Raw genomic sequence first — 18,383 nt, 5'->3', positions numbered from 1 at the left:
AAATCGTTTCTAAGTCTACCACAGTTTACAAACCAAGCGCTTGCTAGGTATATTCATTTCAACCATGACCCACATTGCGAAAGGATCACCACCATGAGCGCCTCCCACCCCCTGCGCATCGGCTGCGCCGCCGCCTTCTGGGGCGACACCCAGACCGCCGCGCGCCAACTTGTGGAAAAAGGCAACCTCGACTACCTGGTCTTCGATTACCTGGCGGAGATCACCATGTCGATCATGGCTGGTCAGAAAATGAAGGATCCCGGACAGGGTTATGCCCGCGACTTCGTCGATACAGTCATGGCACCGCTGCTCGGCGAGATCAGCAACCAGGGCCTCAAGGTCATCAGCAACGCCGGCGGTGTTAACCCCGTTGCCTGCCGGGACGCCCTGCAGGCACTGGTGCATGAACAGGGCCTGAATCTGACGATTGGCATGGTGCTTGGTGACGACCTGATGCCACAGAAAAACCAGCTTTCCCAGGCTGGAATCACGGAAACCGATAGCGGCGCCTCCCTGCCCGGCATGATGGTCAGCCTCAACGCCTATCTGGGCGCGCCGGGCATTGTCAGTGCGCTGGAACAGGGGGCTGATATTGTCATCACTGGCCGCGTCGCGGACAGCGCCGTGGTGCTGGCACCACTAATGCACGAATTCGGCTGGGCTGCGAACGACTACGACCGCCTCGCCCAGGGCAGCCTCGCGGGCCACTTGATTGAATGCGGCGCCCACGCCACCGGCGGCAATTTCACCGACTGGGAAACCGTCATGGACGGTTTCGACAACATGGGTTTCCCCATCGTCGAAGTACAGCCGGATGGCGATTTCATCATTACCAAACCGCCGGGAACCGGCGGCCAGGTCAGCTTTGGAACGGTGGCCGAACAACTCGTCTACGAGATCGACGACCCGCACGCTTACCACCTACCCGACGTCGCCTGCGACTTCAGCCATGTTTGTCTCAAGCAAACCGGCCCAGAGGAGGTCCACGTCACTGGCGCCCTTGGCCTGCCCCCGACCGATACCTACAAGGTCGCCGGAACCTGGCCGGACGGCCACAAGTGCACCGTCACTTTTCTGCTGGCTGGCATCGACGCCGCCTATAAGGCGGATACTGTCGCCAACGCCATTCTGCGCAAGTCCGAGCACCTGATCCGGGATCAGGGCTTTGACGGCTACAGCGACACCAGCATCGAGTTGCTCGGGACTGAGACCACCTATGGTCCACATGGCTGCCATAGCGACACCCGGGAAGTGGTCATCAAAATCAGCGCCACCCACCCGGATAAAAAAGCCCTGGTCATCTTCTCCCGCGAGATCGCCCAGGCCGCCACCGGCATGGCCCCGGGCCTGACCGGCATCGTCGGCGGCCGCCCCACGGTCTGGCCCAAGATCCGGCTGTTTTCGTGCCTGGTACCGAAAGACATGGTCTCGGTTTCCGTAGATCTGGGCGGTAATGAAACCGATGTAACCGTGGCAACCGAGGGCGGGTACGCCACGACGGAGAAGCCAACAGAGGTGCCCATTCCCAAGGCAAACGGGCAGCCGGATACGGACGTTCGTCTGGTGGATCTGGCCTGGGCTCGAAGTGGTGACAAAGGCGATCACTGCAACATCGGCGTGGTGGCCCGGCGCGAAGACTACCTGCCCTGGATTGCGGCGGCTCTGACGCCGGAACACGTGGCGGAGTGGATGGGGCATACATTGGATCCCGACAAAGGCGAAGTATTGCGGTGGCATATGCCGGGCATCCATGGATTGAATTTTCTGCTGAAGCACAGCCTTGGTGGCGGCGGCGTTGCCAGTCTGCGTATTGACCCGCAGGGGAAGGCGTTTGCCCAGCAGTTGTTAGAGATCCCCATACCGGTGCCACAACAGAACCAACATGCTGGTGACAAGGAATAAACACCCAATGAGCTACCAATCAATCTTCAAAGAAGACCTGTTCCAGAGCCAGACTATCATCGTCACTGGCGGCGGTTCGGGCATCGGCCGCTGCACAGCTCATGAACTAGCCTCACTCAGAGCCAACGTCATCCTCATCGGCCGCAAACTCGAGAAGGTCCAGGCGGTCGCCGATGAGATCAATGAAGACGGCGGCACTGCCCATCCCTACAGCTGCGACATCCGCGACGAAGACGCCGTCAAACCTGCCATCCAGAGCATCATCGGCGACCACGGCGCCATCCATGGCCTGGTCAACAACGCCGGCGGCCAGTTCCCATCGCCGCTGGCGGGGCTCAACCAGAAAGGCTGGGAAACCGTGGTGCGCACCAATCTGACAGGCGGCTTCCTTATCTCCCGCGAGGTTTATAACCAGAGCATGACCCAAACCGGCGGCGCCATCGTCAACATCGTTGCCGACATGTGGGGCGGCATGCCCGGCATGGGGCACTCCGGCGCCGCGCGGGCCGGGATGGTGAACTTTACCCAGACTGCCGCCGTTGAATGGGGCGCTTCCGGCGTTCGCATCAACGCCGTGGCCCCCGGCTGGATCGCCTCCAGCGGCATGGACAGCTACCCGGACAGCATGAAGTCCTGGATCCGGGGCCTTCGCGAGGCCGTGCCCTGCAAGCGCATTGGCACCGAAGCCGAGGTCAGCAGCGCCATCTGCTTCCTGCTCTCCCCCGGCTCCCGCTTCATTTCCGGCGACACGCTGCGTATTGACGGTGGTGCCTCCCAGGGCGGAAGCGTCTGGCCGCTGCCGAAAGCCAGGAACAACGAGGCCTTCAGCGGCTTCCACCGGGCGGTCACGCCCCGGGTACTCCAGGATGATGAGGACGGAACCCATGCAGGTGATTGAATCCACCATTGACCCCAACAGCCCGGAGTTCGCTGAGAACACCGAGGCCATGCAGGCAGAGATCGACACCTTCCGCAGCGTCGAAAGACTCGTGCACGACAAAGCAGAAGAAGCGCGGCAGAAATTCAACGCGAAGAATAAGCTTTTGCCCCGGGAGCGCATCAACATGCTCCTCGATCGCGGCAGCCCCTTCCTTGAGATCTGTCCGCTTGCCGGCTACAAAATGCATGACGACAAGGACGGCTCCATGGCGGGCGGCGGCATGATCTGCGGCATCGGCACCGTGGGCGGCGCCCGAGTGATGGTCTCCGCCAGCAATAGCGCCATCAAGGGCGGCACCATAACCCCGGCGGGCCTGGACAAGACCCTGCGCGCGCAGGAAATCGCCATGGAGAACAACCTCCCGGTGATTTCGCTGTCCGAAAGCGGCGGCGCCAACCTCAACTACGCCACGGACATCTTCGTTCCCGGCGCCCGGGGCTTCGCCAACCAGGCCCGGATGTCGGCCGCCGGCATTCCGCAGATCACCGTGGTCCACGGCAACGCCACCGCCGGCGGCGCCTATCAGCCAGGCCTTTCAGACTATGTGATCGTCGTCCGCGAGCAGGCCAAGATGTTCCTCGCCGGCCCGCCCCTGCTCAAGGCCGCCACAGGCGAGATCGCCACTGACGAAGAGCTCGGCGGCGCCGAAATGCACAGCGAAGTCGCCGGTACCGCCGAATACCTGGCCGAGAACGACGCCGACGGCGTCCGCCAGGCCCGTGACATCATGGCCTCCCTGGACTGGAACAAGACGCTGCCCGAACACGGGCCCCGTACATGGGATGAGCCACAGCACAGCCCGGACGAACTCCCCGGCGTCATCCCCGCCGACAGCCGCAAGCCCTACGACGTGCGCGAAATCCTCGCCCGCATCGCCGACGGCTCACGCTTTCTCGACTTTAAGAACGACTTCGACAGTCAGACCGTCTGCGGCTGGATCGAGCTCTACGGGCGCAGTATAGGCATCATCGGCAACAACGGCCCCATCACACCCAACGGCGCCGCCAAGGCCGCCCAGTTCATCCAGCTCTGCGACCAGTCCCAGACACCACTGCTGTTCCTGCACAACACCACCGGCTTCATGGTCGGCACCGACTCCGAGCAGAACGGCATCATCAAACACGGCTCCAAGATGATCCAGGCCGTCACCAACGCCCGTGTCCCGCGCATTGCCGTGGTCGTCGGCGGCTCCTACGGCGCCGGCAACTACGCCATGTGCGGCCGCGGCCTCGCCCCGCGCTTCATCTTCGCCTGGCCCAACAGCCGCACCGCCGTCATGGGCGGCGCCCAGGCCGGCAAGGTCATGCGCATCGTGGCCGAAGAAAAACAGCGCAAGAACGGCGTCGAACCCGACCCACAGCAACTGGATGTACTCGAACAGTCCACGGCGAAAAAGCTCAACGACGGCTCCCACTCCCTATTCGGTACCGCCCGACTCTGGGATGACGGACTGATTGATCCGCGGGATACCCGCCGGGTCGTGGGCGAAGCCTTGGCAATATGCCAGGAAGGCGATGAACGCAAATTGCAGTCGAACAGCTTTGGCGTGGCGCGGCTGTAGAAGGAATGGTGGCGTCACGCACGGGGTTGGATGGCTCTGGAGTGGGGGATTCTTTCCGGGAGGCTCGATGACAGGGATGTCATCGCGCCAGCGCCCAAGGATGGGTTCACAGCGGTCCCGGAAAGAATCCCCCACGTCAGAGCCCGGCAAAGAAACAACAATCTAGAGACAAAGGCCAGATATCATGCAATTCACCGAAGAACACCAGGCTCTCAGAAAAACCGTCCGCGATTTCGTCGAAAACGAAATCAACCCCAACTGCGACGAATGGGAACGCGACGGCCGCTACCCCATCCACGAGATCTTCAAAAAACTCGGCGACCTCGGCCTCCTCGGCATCCAGAAACCGGAGGAATACGGCGGCATGGGCCTCGACTACAGCTACAACCTCGTCGCCGCCGAAGAATTCGGCATCGCAGCGGCCGGCGGCGTGCCATTGTCCATCGGCGTCCAGACCGACATGTGCACTCCGGCGTTGGCCCGCTTCGGCTCCCACGAACATAAGGAAGAATTCCTGCGACCTGCCATCACCGGCGACAAAATCGGTTGCATTGGCGTCAGCGAAGTCGGTGCCGGCTCGGACGTCGCCGGCCTCAAGACCAACGCCAAGTCCGATGGCGACGACTACATCATCAACGGCCACAAGATGTGGATCACCAACTCGCCAAGCGCCGACTTCATCTGCCTGCTCGCCAACACCAGCGACGACAAACCGCACAAGAACAAGAGCCTGATCATTGTCCCCATGGACGCCCCGGGGGTCAGCGTCACCCCCCACCTGGATAAGCTGGGCATGCGCTGCTCCGAAACCGCCCAGGTGTTCTTCGACGACGTGCGCGTGCCCAAACGCAACCGCATCGGCGCCGAGGGCACCGGTTTCATGATGCAGATGCTGCAGTTCCAGGAAGAACGGCTCTGGGGCGCAGCCAACGTCATCAAGGCACTGGAAGGCTGCGTGGACCGGACCATCGACTACTGCCGCGAGCGCGAAACCTTCGGCCAGCCGCTGATCAACAATCAGGCCATCCACTTCCGCATGGCCGAACTCCAGACCGAGATCGAGGCCCTGCGCGCCCTCACCTACCAGGCCTGTGAGCTGCACGTGGCACAGAAAGACGTCACCCAGCTCGCCTCGATGGCCAAGCTGAAAGCAGGTCGCCTCGGCCGCGAGGTGACCGATGCCTGCCTGCAATACTGGGGCGGCAACGGCTACATGTGGGACAACCCGGTTTCGCGCGCCTATCGCGACGTGCGGCTGGTCTCGGTGGGCGGCGGTGCCGACGAGATCATGCTCGGCATCATCTGCAAACTCATGGGCACGCTGCCCGGCAAGCAGAAAGGAGACTCGTGATGGCCACGCTCCCCGAGTGCGAGACGCTGAAACTGGAACGGTCCGGCAGCATCCTGCATCTCACCCTCAACCGGCCGGACAGCCGCAATGCCATGAGCCTGGCCATGGTCCACGAGCTGCGCTCGGTGTTTGCCGCCATTCGCGACGACACAGGGGTGCGGGCCGTGGTCCTGCGCGGCACCGGCGGGCACTTCTGTGCCGGGGGTGATGTGAAGGACATGGCCTCGGCGCGTGGGCAGAAGGCGGAGGATGGCAGTGATCCGATCTTTGAGCTGAACCGGGCCTTTGGGCATCTGTTAAGCGAAACGGAGTCGGCGCCGCAGACGACGGTCGCGGTACTGGAGGGCGCCGTCATGGGCGGCGGTTTCGGGCTGGCCTGTGTGTCGGATGTCGCCCTGTGCCTGGAGAGCGCGAAATTCGGGCTACCGGAGACAACACTGGGGATCACGCCGGCGCAGATTGCGCCCTTTGTGGTGCGGCGGATCGGGCTGACCCAGGCGCGGCGGCTGGCATTGACGGGGCATCGGTTTGATGGGAGCGAGGCGTTCTGGCTTGGCGTTGTACATGACTTTGCCAAATCCGGTGAGGAGCTGGATCAGAAGCTGGGGCAGGTGCTGGAGCGGATCCGGCATTGTGCGCCCGGGGCTTCGCGGATGACGAAAGAGCTGTTGCTGTCGGTGGAGAGTGAGCCGCTTGATGGGCTTCTGGATAAGGCGGCGAAGGATTTTGCGGCGGCTGTTCGTGGGGACGAGGGGCAGGAAGGGACCATGGCGTTTATGCAGAAGCGGAAGCCTTCGTGGGCTGAGGAATAGCGTCGTCTCCAGATGGTTGAGTTGGTTGCAGGTGTCGGCACGGGGGAGGTCTTTCAGGGACCGCTGTGAACCCATCCATGGGCGCTGGCGCGATGACATCCTGTCATCGAGCCTCCCTGAAAGACCTCCCCCGCACCGACACCCCGAAAACCATTGGAAAACGCTACGAGAAATACTGTAGGAGCGAGCTTGCTCGCGATCCGATGACTATCGCGAGCAAGCTCGCTCCTACAGAACAACAATTAGATCACCTTTATGGGTGCAGGTCGGATGTTCAACAAATTATTGATAGCAAACCGCAGCGAGATCGCGGTGCGGGTGAACCGGACGGCCCAGGCGCTGGGGTATCGGACGGTCGCGGTGTTCAGTGATGCGGACCGGGACGCGCCGCATGTGCGGATGGCGGATGAAGCGGTTCGCGTGGGGCCGGCACCGGCGGGGGAATCGTACCTGAACATTGAAGCCATCCTGGAGGCGGCACGCCTGACCGGGGCGGATGCGGTGCACCCGGGGTATGGATTTCTCTCGGAGAACGCGGCGTTCGTTTCGGCCTGCGCGGAACACGGGATCACCTTCATCGGGCCGCCAGCGCATGCCATGGAGTTGATGGGCAGCAAACGGCGATCCAAGGAGGCGATGGCCGAGGCGGGCGTACCAACGGTGCCGGGCTTCCAGAGCGCGGAGACGGATCCGTCGCCCTGGCAGAAGGCTGCCGATGGGATCGGGTACCCGGTGATGATCAAGGCATCCGCCGGTGGTGGCGGACGGGGCATGCGGTTGGTGCATGAGCCCGACAAACTGGCGGATGAGCTGGCCAGGGCGCGCTCGGAAGCGGAGTCGGCCTTCGGCGACGGGGAGCTGATACTGGAGAAGGCGATCGTCCGGCCGCGACATATCGAGATTCAGGTCTTCGCGGATCAGCAGGGTCATGCCATCCACCTGGGGGAACGGGACTGCTCCGTCCAGCGCCGGCACCAGAAAGTGGTCGAGGAAGCGCCCTCGCCGTTCGTCGATGAATCCATGCGTCAGGCCATGGGTGATGCGGCGGTGAAGGCCGCCCAGGCCTGTGGTTATGTGGGCGCCGGCACGGTGGAGTTCATCGTGGACGAGGCGCGGAACTTCTACTTCCTGGAGATGAACACCCGCCTGCAGGTGGAGCATCCGGTGACCGAGATGGTGACGGGGTTGGACCTGGTGGCGCTGCAGCTTCGCATCGCGGCCGGGGAGCCGTTGCCGCTGGTTCAGGACGAGGTCCGGATTTGCGGGCATGCGATTGAGGTGCGGCTTTACGCTGAGGACCCTGCGCAGAGTTACATGCCGCAGACGGGACCGGTTCACAGCTGGATTCCGCCCGAAGGCGACGGCATTCGGGTGGATCATGGTATTTCGGCCGGTATGCGGGTGACGCCCCATTACGACCCGATGATCGCCAAGGTGGTGGCCAGTGGTCCGGATCGTGGCATGGCACGGCGGAGGCTGATCCGGGCGCTGGAGGACACCGTGCTTCTGGGGGTCACCCATAACGCCTGGTTCCTGTCCCGGGTTCTGGCCCACGAAACCTTCGCCGCCGGCGAGGCAACCACGGCCTTCCTGGATACGGAGTTCAGGGACGACCCCAGCCTGAAGCCGATACAGGCAACCGCCACGGAGCTGGCCGTTGCCGCGCTGGTGCTTTACCGGAATGAGATCAAAGCAGACTACGCGGACCGGGGCGGCTGGAGTAACAGCCTGCCGAGTGCCTGCCCGATGCTGCTTAATGACGGTCACACCGGAACCTGGGTCCGGCTCAGGGACCATGGATCGGAAGCATGCATTACGGTGGGCGATCAGGAGCACCGCCTGGTCGCCGAAGATCACCGGGATGGCGTGTTGAGCCTCAGTGCGGATGGCGTGCGCCGGGCCTGCCAGTATCAGCTCGTGGATCACTCCCTGTACTGCCATCTATCGGGGCGCACGCTGGCACTGCAGGACGCCACTCACGCACCGGCCCGGCGAGCGGACGAACAGGGCAGCGGCGAAGTCCGCGCCACCATGGATGGCGCGGTCATTGAGGTCGGGGTAGCCGAGGGGGATGCAGTCCAGGCGGGCCAGACCCTGGCGGTGCTCGAAGCCATGAAGATGGAACACCCCCTGAAGGCGGACCGCGACGGGACCATTTCAGACATCCGCGTCAGCGCTGGGGACCAGGTCCGTAACCGACAGGTGCTGATGACCGTCTTTGTCGCGGAGTCGCCCCATTCAAAAGAAAACGCAGAGTGAGAGTCGTACCAGCTCCGGTTCAAAGCGTCTCCAGGAGTGCCCTGATCTCCTGACGACGCCCTTTATCGGCCACGGGGCGATCAGGCCGCTCCGGCGCATTCAGGGCGCGCTCCAGGTAGGTTCTGGCGCGCTTTTCCTCGCCCTGCTCGACCAGGAAATCGCCAAAGAAATAGTTGGGGTCGATGCCATCCGGGTTGATCGCCAGTGCCTTGCGAAGGTGCTTGCGGGCCTGCTCGTCATCCCCGAAGCTGAGTGGCCAGGACGGCACCTGATAGTAGAGGCTCCCCAATGATGTGTGGGCGGAACCGGCCAGGGCTTCAGGATCGATCTCCAGCGCTTTCTCCAGAGCCTCTCTTGCCGTGCCCACCAGGCTCAGTGCGCTGAATCCACCCTCGGCACCCGCCCGGGTACTCAGCACGATGCCGCGCCAGATCAGCGGCTCGGCGCGGTCAGGATAGTCAGCGACAAAGGTCTTGGTCTCAGCCGCCAGTTCTTCAAATGCCTCCAGACGCTTGTCTTCATCGAGACGATACTGAATCTCTGCCCAACGATGCTGAATGTCGAGCAGCCTCTCAGACATGGATGCCGCTGAAGCCGGCAGGGCCAGAAGTGCCATCAGAACAGCCAAACAGATTCTCATTGGGATACCCCCGTTTACATAAACTTCCGGATAACCGGCAGCTGCTTTTTCAGCGCCCGGTCCACCACTTTCGGCAACACGCCATTGATAACCGCGAACAGTTTTTCCGGCCAGCCAAGCAGGCGTCTGGGCCTATCCTGACGCATGGCTGCGAGGATCTGTCCGGCAACGGCGGCGGGGTCATCCATCGTGTTGCCCAACGCCCGGTTCATCTCATTGACCGCTTCCGGGTTCATTGAGGTAGCCGTCGCGCGTGGTGCCACATGAAGGACCTGTACCGGCGTGTCCGCCAGCTCCCGACGCAGGGCCTCGGTGAAGCCACGCAGACCGAACTTGGTGGCACAGTAGGCGGTATAGCCGGGATATCCGATACTGCCGAAGGTGGAACCGACAAAAACCAGATCCCCCTTGCCCGCCGAGGCGAAACGTTGAGCAAAATGGCGCCCCACGAGCATCGCGGACCGCAGATTGACAGCGATCTGGGCATCCAGATCCTCGACGGACAGCGAAGCCAATGCGCCGAACTGATTCTGTCCCGCACAATGGATCACACCATCAATATCCGGCCAGCCCTCGCTCAGTGACTCGAGCTGGGCGTCGAGATCATCGGCTGCAAGATCCAGCTGGGCCGTTTTCACGCCTTCAGGCAATGACAGCTGCCCCGGCCGACGGGAGGCAACAATGACCTGCGCGCCGGCCGCCCTCAGGGGCTCGATCAGTGCCCGACCTATCCCCCCGGAGCCACCAAGCAGCAGGAAGACACGATCATGCAGCTTCATGGCCGGAGCCTCCCTGTGAGCGACCGGACACCACCGGGATGCTGTGAAGCATATCGCCGTAGAGCCGGTAGACCATCCGGGCGGATTCGATGATCGCCTGCTGGTCGGCCTCGTCGGTGATCCGGTCCATCAGGTTGCGGTAGAACTCGAAGTGATCCTGATCGAGATCGCCGTGGGAATACAGGTAACTGAATGCCTCGTCCGGCAGGTCCAGTTGTTGCTGGATGGCTTTACCCATGGGTGTTGCCAGTTCAATGGACGTGCCCTCCAGCACCTGGACCATGCCGAAGAACGCCATGGGATTGCCACGCTGAATCCGGTCATAAAGGTAGGCGACCATCAGCTCAATCGGCGTATCCGGGTGGCCGTTACGCACCTTTTCCTTGTCCACGCCACAGGCGCCCAGGTCGTTGAGGATCCACTCCTGGTGACCGTATTCCTCCTCGATATATTCCACGAGCGCTTCGCGGACGAATTCGAGCCGCTCCGGCAGACGCGCGCCACAGGCCATCATCAGCGGCACGGTGTGCTTGACGTGATGGTAGGCCTGGGTCAGGAACCAGGTGTAGCCGGACAGGTCGAGACGACCCTCCCGGATTGCCTGCAGTGCCGGTGCCTGATGTACATGGGAGCGAGCCGCTTCTGTCTCTGATTGGAGTTGGTCGAAAAATGCCATGGTGTTGTCTCCTGCTGTTTCGCTTGGGTTGTGAACGATGTCGATTTCGAACGAACGGGCCGTTCCTAGCAGATGGGCCAGATCGGACCCAATGCGGTCACGGACCAGCCGCCCGTTTGCTGTGAGATACCCCTCGGAGGCGGACAGGGGCCGGGGCAGCCGATGAGCCCGGGCAATCCGCGCGTAATCCGGCAGCGTGCTGTTCAGGTTCGCGACCGCGCATCGGACCTGTTCATCCGTCCTGTCCGCAGGCGCGACCAACAGGGCACTGAGGTGCGCCTCGCCGTCACCGAAGACAAACGCCTGGCCCATGCCGGCGCCCTGGATCAGCTCGCTCTCGATCCATTCCGGGCTGACGTTGCGGCCAAAGCTGGTGATCAGACGATTGCGGGCCCGGCCACTGACATGGAGAAAGCCCTCAGCATCCAGTGCGCCAATATCACCGGTGTCGAGCCACTCATCGAGCGGTTCCGTGCTGCCGAGATAACCGAGAAACCCGTTACCCCGCACCCGGATATGACCATCGCCGTCGATCCGCACGGCCACATGGGACAGCGGTAGCCCCACGCTTCCCGCGCGGTTCTGTCCGGGGGAATTCAAGGCCACGACGGAGCTGCACTCGGAAAGCCCGTAGCCCTCGTAAAGAGGGAGCCCGACGCGATGCGCACGCGTGAGCAGATCCGGCGCCACGCGCGCACCACCCACCGCCAGGAACCGGAATGACGATGCCGGGAGATCCCCGCTTTCCACCGCCGACACCAGGGCCTGGGCCAGCTCCGGAACGAGGATCAGCGAATGGGGACGGCTCTGCTGCAATGCCGCAACCAGCGTCGATAGATCCAGACCGCTGCTGCCCGACAGCCCCAGGTCCGTGAGCGGCCTGACCTCGACACAGCCGCCCAGGAGCAGGGGCACATAGACGCCAGCGATGTTCTCCAGCAATGTTGCCAGCGGCAACACGCAGAGGTGATGCTCAAGGCCAACACCCTCGAGACGATCCCGAAGGGCAACGGCCGTCGCCGTCATCTGTTCCAGCGACAGGCAGACCCCCTTCGGAGTGCCCGTGCTACCGGAGGTGTAGGTGATCTTGCTTGTGCCTTCCGGCATCGGGTGGGCTTCGGCGCTGGGCAGCAGTGACTTGAACAAGACACCAGGACCGATGGGCGTTCCCGCCTGACCCAGAAGTCCGTCCAGACCCGACTGCGCCATCAGATGTTCCGTCTGGCTTTCGGAGAAGAACGGGGGCACGGGCACGCAGGCGATACCGGCCAGAAGACACGCCAGGTCACCAAGGACCCAGGCAACGGTGTTATCCCCGCACAGCCCCACCCGGTGCACGCCGAGGCCGAGCAACTCCTCGGCAAGTCCGGTCGCGGCCTCGAGCAGTTCGCCGTACCGCCAGCGTTCTCCCGGCCCAACCAGTGCCAGCCGCTCGGGGTGACGCACCGCCTGCTGTCTCAGAAGCTCAGGCAATAACGCCATAGTGACCTCCGCCATTGCCGCTTTCCGGATCCCTGATGGTTCTCATCAGGCCAACACGTTCCATGGCCTGATGGCCCTGCTCCACGCTCAGGGCCATAACCTCGGGATTGTGATCGTAGTACTGCCCCCAGCACCGGCCCTCATCCGCCAGGCGCGACGGTTCGGCCGCTCCCATGGGGTGCACGTCAATACCCAACCGCTCAAAGCCGTTACGCAGGTGGGGCGTGCCCGTACAGACCACCCATTCGCTGCCGACGCCGAGCAGGTATTTCGACAGTGCCGGAAAGAGATAGCGGCCGGCACCGGCTTCGGCGCCCGCCAGATGGGCAATCTCCGTCAGGTGGCGACGATCCGGCCGGGTTCCGGGAATCAGCTGTTCAACCGGCTGGTCCAGGTAATCCTCAAGGAAGAGTCGCTCGCCCTCTGCGCACCGGATACCCACAGCGGCAATCAGCTCACCCCGGCCTGAAACCAGTGCCAACAGGTCGGGAACCCGCAACTTCGGCTGTGCCTGATAGGCCAGCCAGAAACGCTGGCGGATGAAATCGATGGTCCGGGTCGCAGCCTCCGACCCCGCGGCCACACTGCACAGTGTCCAGCCATTACCAGCCACGACCGAGGTCAGGCTGGACCGCTCAGTGCTCAGGCTGACAGGCATTATCAAAGGACGTTTCATGGTCACTCCCCTACCGCTAATGGGCTCATCGCTCTGCTGGGACGATTGCCACATTAGGCGGCGGGGCTTAAAGGAAACTTAAGGCGGGGACAGGGAAACCTTAAGACCCACTTAAGATTTCTCAAAAGGCCTCTTAAGTCTCCCTTAATCCGTCAATGGGAGCATGCAGAGCATTGATCAACGGTTAAGGAGAGTTGAGTGGGTCAGGCCGGTCCAAAACGGAAGCTCAGTACAGATCTGTCCCGCTTCCTCGCAGTCGGAGCGATTGCGACAGCAACTCACTGGCTGGTTATGGCAGTCATGGTCAGCCAGGGGGGAAACCCGACAGTGTCGACGGCGGTGGGGGCAGCCATTGGCCTCCATATCAATTATATCGGCCAGCACCGGTTCGCGTTCCGTTCAACCGTTCGTCATGGCACTGCCTTCCCACGCTACCTGGCCAGCGCCGTGCTTGGATGGATCGTCAACCTGACGGTCTTCATGGCCGCAGCCGAGCTGGTGGGGCAGGTGGCGGCCGCGCAGCTCATGGCGACATCGGCTGCCACCATTATTAACTTCATCATTGCGAGGGGAATGGTTTTCAATGCAGGACCGATATAAGCACATCACCAGACCCGTGTTGAGCATCGTGATTCCAGTCCATAACGAATCCGAGGTTATTCCGGAGCTGCTCGGACGGCTGGCCGAGACCTGCCGAAAACTGGGGGACCCCGTGGAGTGGCTCTTCATCGATGATGGTAGCCAGGACGACTCGTCATCCATGTTAAGAAGCGCCCGCATAACCTATCCAATGATCCGTGTGATCGAGCTCTCCCGAAATTTCGGGAAGGAAGCCGCTGCGTCCGCGGGTTTGGCCCGGGCACTCGGCGAGGCGGTCATCCTTATGGATGCCGATCTGCAGGACCCGCCAGAGCTGATCCCTCGAATGGTGGAGCAGTGGCATGCCGGTTATGACATGGTCCTGATGAAACGTGATTCGCGCGCCGGCGAAAGCTGGCTGAAACGCCTGTCCGCCTCCTGCTTCTACCGGTTACTGAATCGCATCAGTGATGCGGAACTGCCCGTCGATACCGGCGATTTCCGACTGATGAGCCGACGGGTGGTCAATGCGTTCAATGACCTGCCCGAGCGCAACCGTTACCTGAAGGGAATGATTGCCTGGGTCGGGATGCCGACCATCACTCTGACGTTTAACCGGGAGGCCCGCGCCGCTGGTAACACCAAATGGAATTACCTGAAGCTGGCGCAACTCGCCATGGAAGGCATCACTTCATTTTCTGTAAAACCGCTGCGACTGGCGCTGATACTCGGCTTGTTGGCGGCCGCCACGGGCGGCGCCTTCGGAGCCTGGGTCGTCCTGAAGGCCCTGCTGTTCGGCGTCGCCACGCCGGGGTACGCCTCAATTATCACTGTCATCACTTTCCTGTCCGGCATCCAATTACTATGCGTTGGCCTGCTCGGCGAATATGTAGGGCGAATCTACATCGAAACCAAACAGCGTCCTGTGTACCTGGTTGCCGATGACTCAGCCGACCAGGGCCAAGCCATCAGTGCGCGGCCCGAAAGCCAGCCGAGGAGAACAGTTAATCATGCAGTTTCATCTTAAGTTCCTGCTGTCGCTGCTCGGACTGGTTCTGTTGTCACGGCTCGGCCTGTCCGCCTTGGTCCCATTCATGGATACAACGGAACCACGGTATGCGGAAATCGCTCGCCTGATGGCCGTTTCCGGGGATTGGATCACACCCTGGTTTCGGGAAGGGGTTCCTTTCTGGGGCAAGCCTCCGCTCTCCTTCTGGGCTCAGGCACTGTCCTTTCGCTGGCTGGGTGTCAGTGAATTCGCCGGCCGGCTTCCCTCCTGGCTTGCAAATCTTGCCATTGTGATTCTTGTCATGAGAACCCGCGCCGCCTTCCTGCCGGACTCGGGATCTGCGCTGTTTTCACACGAGACGGTGTGGGCAGCCCTCATTTACTCAACCATGCTGCTTGGGTTTCTCAGTGCCGGCACCGTCATGACAGACTCATTTCTGGCGCTGGGCACGACACTGGCTCTCAGCAGTGTGCTCATCCGGCTGCAGGGTGGAAATGCGACCTGGGGATGGCTCCTCTTTGTGGGGCTCGCCATCGGGCTGCTTGCCAAAGGTCCGCTGACGCTGGTGCTAACCGGCCTGCCCGTCGCCGCGTGGGTGATCGTCCATCAACAGTGGCGGGCACTGCGCCAGAATTTTCCCTGGATCCGCGGAACCGGCCTGATGCTGGCGCTCGCGGTTCCCTGGTACGTGCTTGCCGAGATCAAGACGCCCGGTTTCCTTGATTATTTCATCGTCGGCGAGCACTTCAAGCGGTTCCTGATCAGTGACTGGAATGGGGACCTCTACGGCAATGCTCACGAGTTCCCCCGCGGCACCATCTGGATCCACCTGATACTGGCGAGCTTTCCGTGGGGATTGATCGGGGCCGTGGCCTGCATCCGCCGTTATCGCTGCGGTTCGCGGTTGCTGCACGACTGGCAGGGTACACAGAAGGGCATCACCGGACTGGTACTTATGAGTTCTTTGACGCCGGCCGTATTCTTCTCCCTTTCCGGGAACATTCTGTGGACCTATGTGCTGCCGGGGCTCCCCTTTCTTGGCATCATACTGTCCGCACTGATTCCACTGAATCGGATATCTGATCACAGAAGGGCAAGCCTCGCTCCCGCGTTGATGGTGCCATTGCTCGGCATCGGTCTTGGTCTCTGGTCCACAGCCAACCCTGAGCATCTGGAAACCGAAAAGACGCTTGTCCGCGAGATACGAAACCATCCCCAATGGGAACTAGAGGATCTGGTGTATACAGGCGAGATCCCTTTCTCTGCGCGGTTTTACAGCAGCGCCAGGGTTCACAGTATGCCGCGTTCCACGCTTCTTTCCAGGCTGGATTCAGTCGCGCAGCCCACCCCCCAATTGGTCTCTGTTGAGCGTGATGACGAGGCATTGATCAAAAAGCTGGAATCAATGGCAGAACCCGTTACACAGTCAAAAGAGTACATTGTATTCCCGGTGGGTAGGGCCAGCGGCGAAACCCGGCAGGCTGGCGACCCCATGGGATGCAGGTCATGGTCAGAATCAAGCTGTTCATGATCCAAGCGCTTGGTAGAATCAAAAACAATTCCCGCAGACCTGTGATCCTATAGGACGCCTATGCGAATTCTTCTGGTTGAAGACGATCATCCACTGGCCACCACGATGGTCGACATGCTGCGCGAAGACCAGCACACCGTTGACTGGCTCGACGATGGACGCCAAGCCTGCCAGGCACTGCTCGATGAGCATTTTGACCTGACAATACTGGACCTGACGCTACCGCGCATGGATGGGCTGGATATCGTTCAGAAGGTCCGTTCCAGTGGTATCAACACCCCGATCATCATTCTGACGGCCCGGAGCCAGCTGGATGACAAGCTTCAGGGGTTGGATACCGGGGCCGACGACTACCTGACGAAACCCTTCGCCATGGCTGAGCTGAAGGCCCGTATCAGGGCCATTCAGCGGCGCGGTTCGGGTGCGGCGCCCTCCAGGAACCTCCAGGTAGGCGCCCTGGTGCTGGATACGGAGGACGCCACGCTGAGTACCGACTCGCACCAGAGCCGTCTGCCTCGCAGTGAATACCAGATCCTGCTGTATCTCATGAAGAACCCCGGACGCGTCGCATCCCGTCAGCGGCTGGAGGAACAACTGTACGGATGGGACCAGGGGGTGGAGAGCAACACACTGGAGGTTCACATCTACCACCTGAGACGGCGGATCGGTAAAGAGGCAATAAAGACAGTTCGCGGCGTTGGCTACCTGCTCAATCCAGAGGCTCTGGAGCTCCCTTCCTGATGTCACTGACCCGAACGCTGACAATGGCCATTTCCGCCGTTGTGCTGTTGCTTGCCACCAGCGCAACGCTCTGGGCCTACCTGGAAAGCAACCACGAGCTCAATGAGATCTTCGACGCCGAACTCGCCCAGAGCACCCGCATCGTCCAGGGCCTTCTGCGTCATCTTTCTGAAACCCAATCGCCCGAACAGCTCTCTCACACCCTGGAACAGACCCTTCAACTTCCCACCTCAACAATGCTGGGAATCGAAATGGAGGGGGATTATGACGAGATACTCCCGGGGGGACTCGGTCACAAGTACGAGAAAAAGATTGCTTTCGAGGTCTGGAACGCCAAAGGCGACCCCATGCTCGACACACTGCACGCCGAGCGCCAGGAGGAGCTGGAAGCCGGCTATGACTGGGTCGATTCCGGGGGTTACCAGTGGCGAACCTTCACACTGAAAGACCCCGCAACGGGCCACTGGATCAGAACGGCCCAGAGGGCGGATGTGCGATCCGAACTGAGCGGCGAACTGGCCTGGGGTAACGTTGTCCCCATCATCGCGGCGCTGCCGTTATTGCTCCTGACATCGGTCGTCGTCATCCACCTGAGCTTCCGGCCACTGCGCAACATCGAGCGTCCAATACGCCATATGGCCCCTGAACACCTGCATGTGCTGGATGAGAGCCATGCGCCCAGGGAAGTGCAGGGGCTCGTGGAGGCGGTGAACACACTTCTTAATCGTCTCGACAAGGCATTCGAGCGGGAGCGGCAGTTCTCCTCCGATGTCGCCCATGAACTCCGGACACCGCTCGCCGCACTGAGGCTGAACCTTGAACGGCTGGAATCCCGTCACCCCGGGGAAGGCGCCGGGCTGATGTCGTCCGTCGACCGGATGAGTCATCTCGTGGACCAGATACTGCTGCTGAGTCGGCTTGATGCGGACGCCACAAGCCACAGCACCATGGAGTCCACTGAGCTTCCCTCTCTCATTCGCAACACAGTCGCCGAGATCATGCCAATCGCCCTGGACAATGCCATCGACCTCAGCTTCGAAACCAGCACTGAGTCCCTGAACATCGACTGCCACCCCTCACTGATCACGACGATGCTCCGCTCGCTGCTTGCCAACGCCATCCAGTACAGTCCAGCCAATACCGAGGTCATCCTGACCCTTGAGGCCAGCACTGATAAAGCGACCGTTATGGTGACCGACCAGGGACCGGGCATTCCTCCCGGGGAGCGCGAGAGAGCCGTCAGCCGATTCACGCGACTGGATCAGCGACAGGGAACCGGCGCCGGGCTGGGTCTTGCCATTGCCAAGCGGATCGCTGAACTGCATCAGGGAACGCTCTCTCTGAACTCCCCCAACGCAGACACCGCAGGGTGTCGTGTGATTGTAACGCTGCCATTGAAGCCAAGCGATAACGCCTCCAGCGAGGCTCCGTTCCAGGTCACCTGA

At 61.7% G+C, this 18,383-nt stretch carries 15 protein-coding genes; 11 read left to right on the top strand and 4 right to left on the bottom strand.

The window, feature by feature from the left end:
• Nucleotides 1-93 precede the first annotated feature (93 nt).
• The 6 genes from AAF659_RS00610 to AAF659_RS00585 all read left to right on the top strand — a co-directional run bounded on the left by AAF659_RS00610 (nt 94) and on the right by AAF659_RS00585 (nt 8,825).
• The gene (locus tag AAF659_RS00610) at nt 94-1,902 is read left to right on the top strand and encodes an acyclic terpene utilization AtuA family protein (RefSeq protein WP_349749753.1); all 1,809 of its coding nucleotides are present in this window, start codon (nt 94-96) and stop codon (nt 1,900-1,902) included.
• A 7-nt stretch (nt 1,903-1,909) separates the two neighbouring features.
• Nucleotides 1,910-2,800 (top strand): SDR family oxidoreductase, encoded by an 891-nt coding sequence (locus tag AAF659_RS00605; protein ID WP_349749752.1) that lies wholly within the window; start codon nt 1,910-1,912, stop codon nt 2,798-2,800.
• Nucleotides 2,787-4,403 carry an acyl-CoA carboxylase subunit beta gene (locus AAF659_RS00600; protein WP_349749751.1) on the top strand — a complete coding sequence of 539 codons (1,617 nt, stop codon included), beginning with the start codon at nt 2,787-2,789 and terminating at the stop codon, nt 4,401-4,403. Before AAF659_RS00605 ends, AAF659_RS00600 begins: the two co-directional genes overlap by 14 nt.
• Nucleotides 4,404-4,587: 184 nt before the next feature.
• On the top strand, nt 4,588-5,754 hold the full coding sequence (locus tag AAF659_RS00595; RefSeq protein ID WP_349749750.1) for an acyl-CoA dehydrogenase family protein: 1,167 nt from the start codon (nt 4,588-4,590) through the stop codon (nt 5,752-5,754).
• Nucleotides 5,754-6,566, top strand: a complete 813-nt coding sequence (locus tag AAF659_RS00590) for an enoyl-CoA hydratase-related protein (protein ID WP_349749749.1) — start codon at nt 5,754-5,756, stop codon at nt 6,564-6,566. Before AAF659_RS00595 ends, AAF659_RS00590 begins: the two co-directional genes overlap by 1 nt.
• A gap of 270 nt (nt 6,567-6,836) precedes the next feature.
• Nucleotides 6,837-8,825, top strand: coding sequence for an acetyl/propionyl/methylcrotonyl-CoA carboxylase subunit alpha (locus AAF659_RS00585; RefSeq protein ID WP_349749748.1), 1,989 nt, complete (start codon nt 6,837-6,839; stop codon nt 8,823-8,825).
• A gap of 19 nt (nt 8,826-8,844) precedes the next feature.
• Here AAF659_RS00585 and AAF659_RS00580 read toward each other — a convergent pair whose 3' ends face one another.
• Genes AAF659_RS00580 through AAF659_RS00565 form a run of 4 tightly spaced genes read right to left on the bottom strand, consistent with a single transcriptional unit; the run spans nt 8,845 to nt 13,078 of the window.
• Nucleotides 8,845-9,465, bottom strand: coding sequence for a tetratricopeptide repeat protein (locus tag AAF659_RS00580; protein WP_349749747.1), 621 nt, complete (start codon nt 9,463-9,465; stop codon nt 8,845-8,847).
• Nucleotides 9,466-9,479: 14 nt separating this feature from the next.
• Entirely contained in the window at nt 9,480-10,244 is a 765-nt protein-coding gene (locus AAF659_RS00575; protein ID WP_349749746.1) for an SDR family oxidoreductase, read from the bottom strand.
• Entirely contained in the window at nt 10,231-12,417 is a 2,187-nt protein-coding gene (locus AAF659_RS00570; RefSeq protein ID WP_349749745.1) for an AMP-binding protein, read from the bottom strand. The genes AAF659_RS00575 and AAF659_RS00570 overlap by 14 nt, the downstream gene beginning before the upstream one ends.
• Nucleotides 12,386-13,078, bottom strand: coding sequence for a thermostable hemolysin (locus tag AAF659_RS00565; protein ID WP_349749744.1), 693 nt, complete (start codon nt 13,076-13,078; stop codon nt 12,386-12,388). Before AAF659_RS00565 ends, AAF659_RS00570 begins: the two co-directional genes overlap by 32 nt.
• 198 nt (nt 13,079-13,276) lie before the next feature.
• Between AAF659_RS00565 and AAF659_RS00560 the strand changes: the two genes are divergently transcribed.
• Genes AAF659_RS00560 through AAF659_RS00540 form a run of 5 tightly spaced genes read left to right on the top strand, consistent with a single transcriptional unit; the run spans nt 13,277 to nt 18,383 of the window.
• Nucleotides 13,277-13,678, top strand: a complete 402-nt coding sequence (locus tag AAF659_RS00560; RefSeq protein ID WP_349749743.1) for a GtrA family protein — start codon at nt 13,277-13,279, stop codon at nt 13,676-13,678.
• The gene (locus AAF659_RS00555; RefSeq protein WP_349749742.1) at nt 13,662-14,684 is read left to right on the top strand and encodes a glycosyltransferase family 2 protein; all 1,023 of its coding nucleotides are present in this window, start codon (nt 13,662-13,664) and stop codon (nt 14,682-14,684) included. The genes AAF659_RS00560 and AAF659_RS00555 overlap by 17 nt, the downstream gene beginning before the upstream one ends.
• Nucleotides 14,668-16,197, top strand: coding sequence for an ArnT family glycosyltransferase (locus AAF659_RS00550; protein WP_349749741.1), 1,530 nt, complete (start codon nt 14,668-14,670; stop codon nt 16,195-16,197). Before AAF659_RS00555 ends, AAF659_RS00550 begins: the two co-directional genes overlap by 17 nt.
• Before the next feature lie 60 nt (nt 16,198-16,257).
• Entirely contained in the window at nt 16,258-16,938 is a 681-nt protein-coding gene (locus tag AAF659_RS00545; RefSeq protein ID WP_151441028.1) for a response regulator transcription factor, read from the top strand.
• Nucleotides 16,938-18,383, top strand: a complete 1,446-nt coding sequence (locus tag AAF659_RS00540; RefSeq protein ID WP_349749740.1) for a sensor histidine kinase — start codon at nt 16,938-16,940, stop codon at nt 18,381-18,383. Before AAF659_RS00545 ends, AAF659_RS00540 begins: the two co-directional genes overlap by 1 nt.

The organism is Salicola sp. Rm-C-2C1-2 (assembly GCF_040196175.1).
Lineage (GTDB): Bacteria > Pseudomonadota > Gammaproteobacteria > Pseudomonadales > Oleiphilaceae > Halospina.
This window is presented reverse-complemented; position numbering and strand designations above follow the sequence as displayed.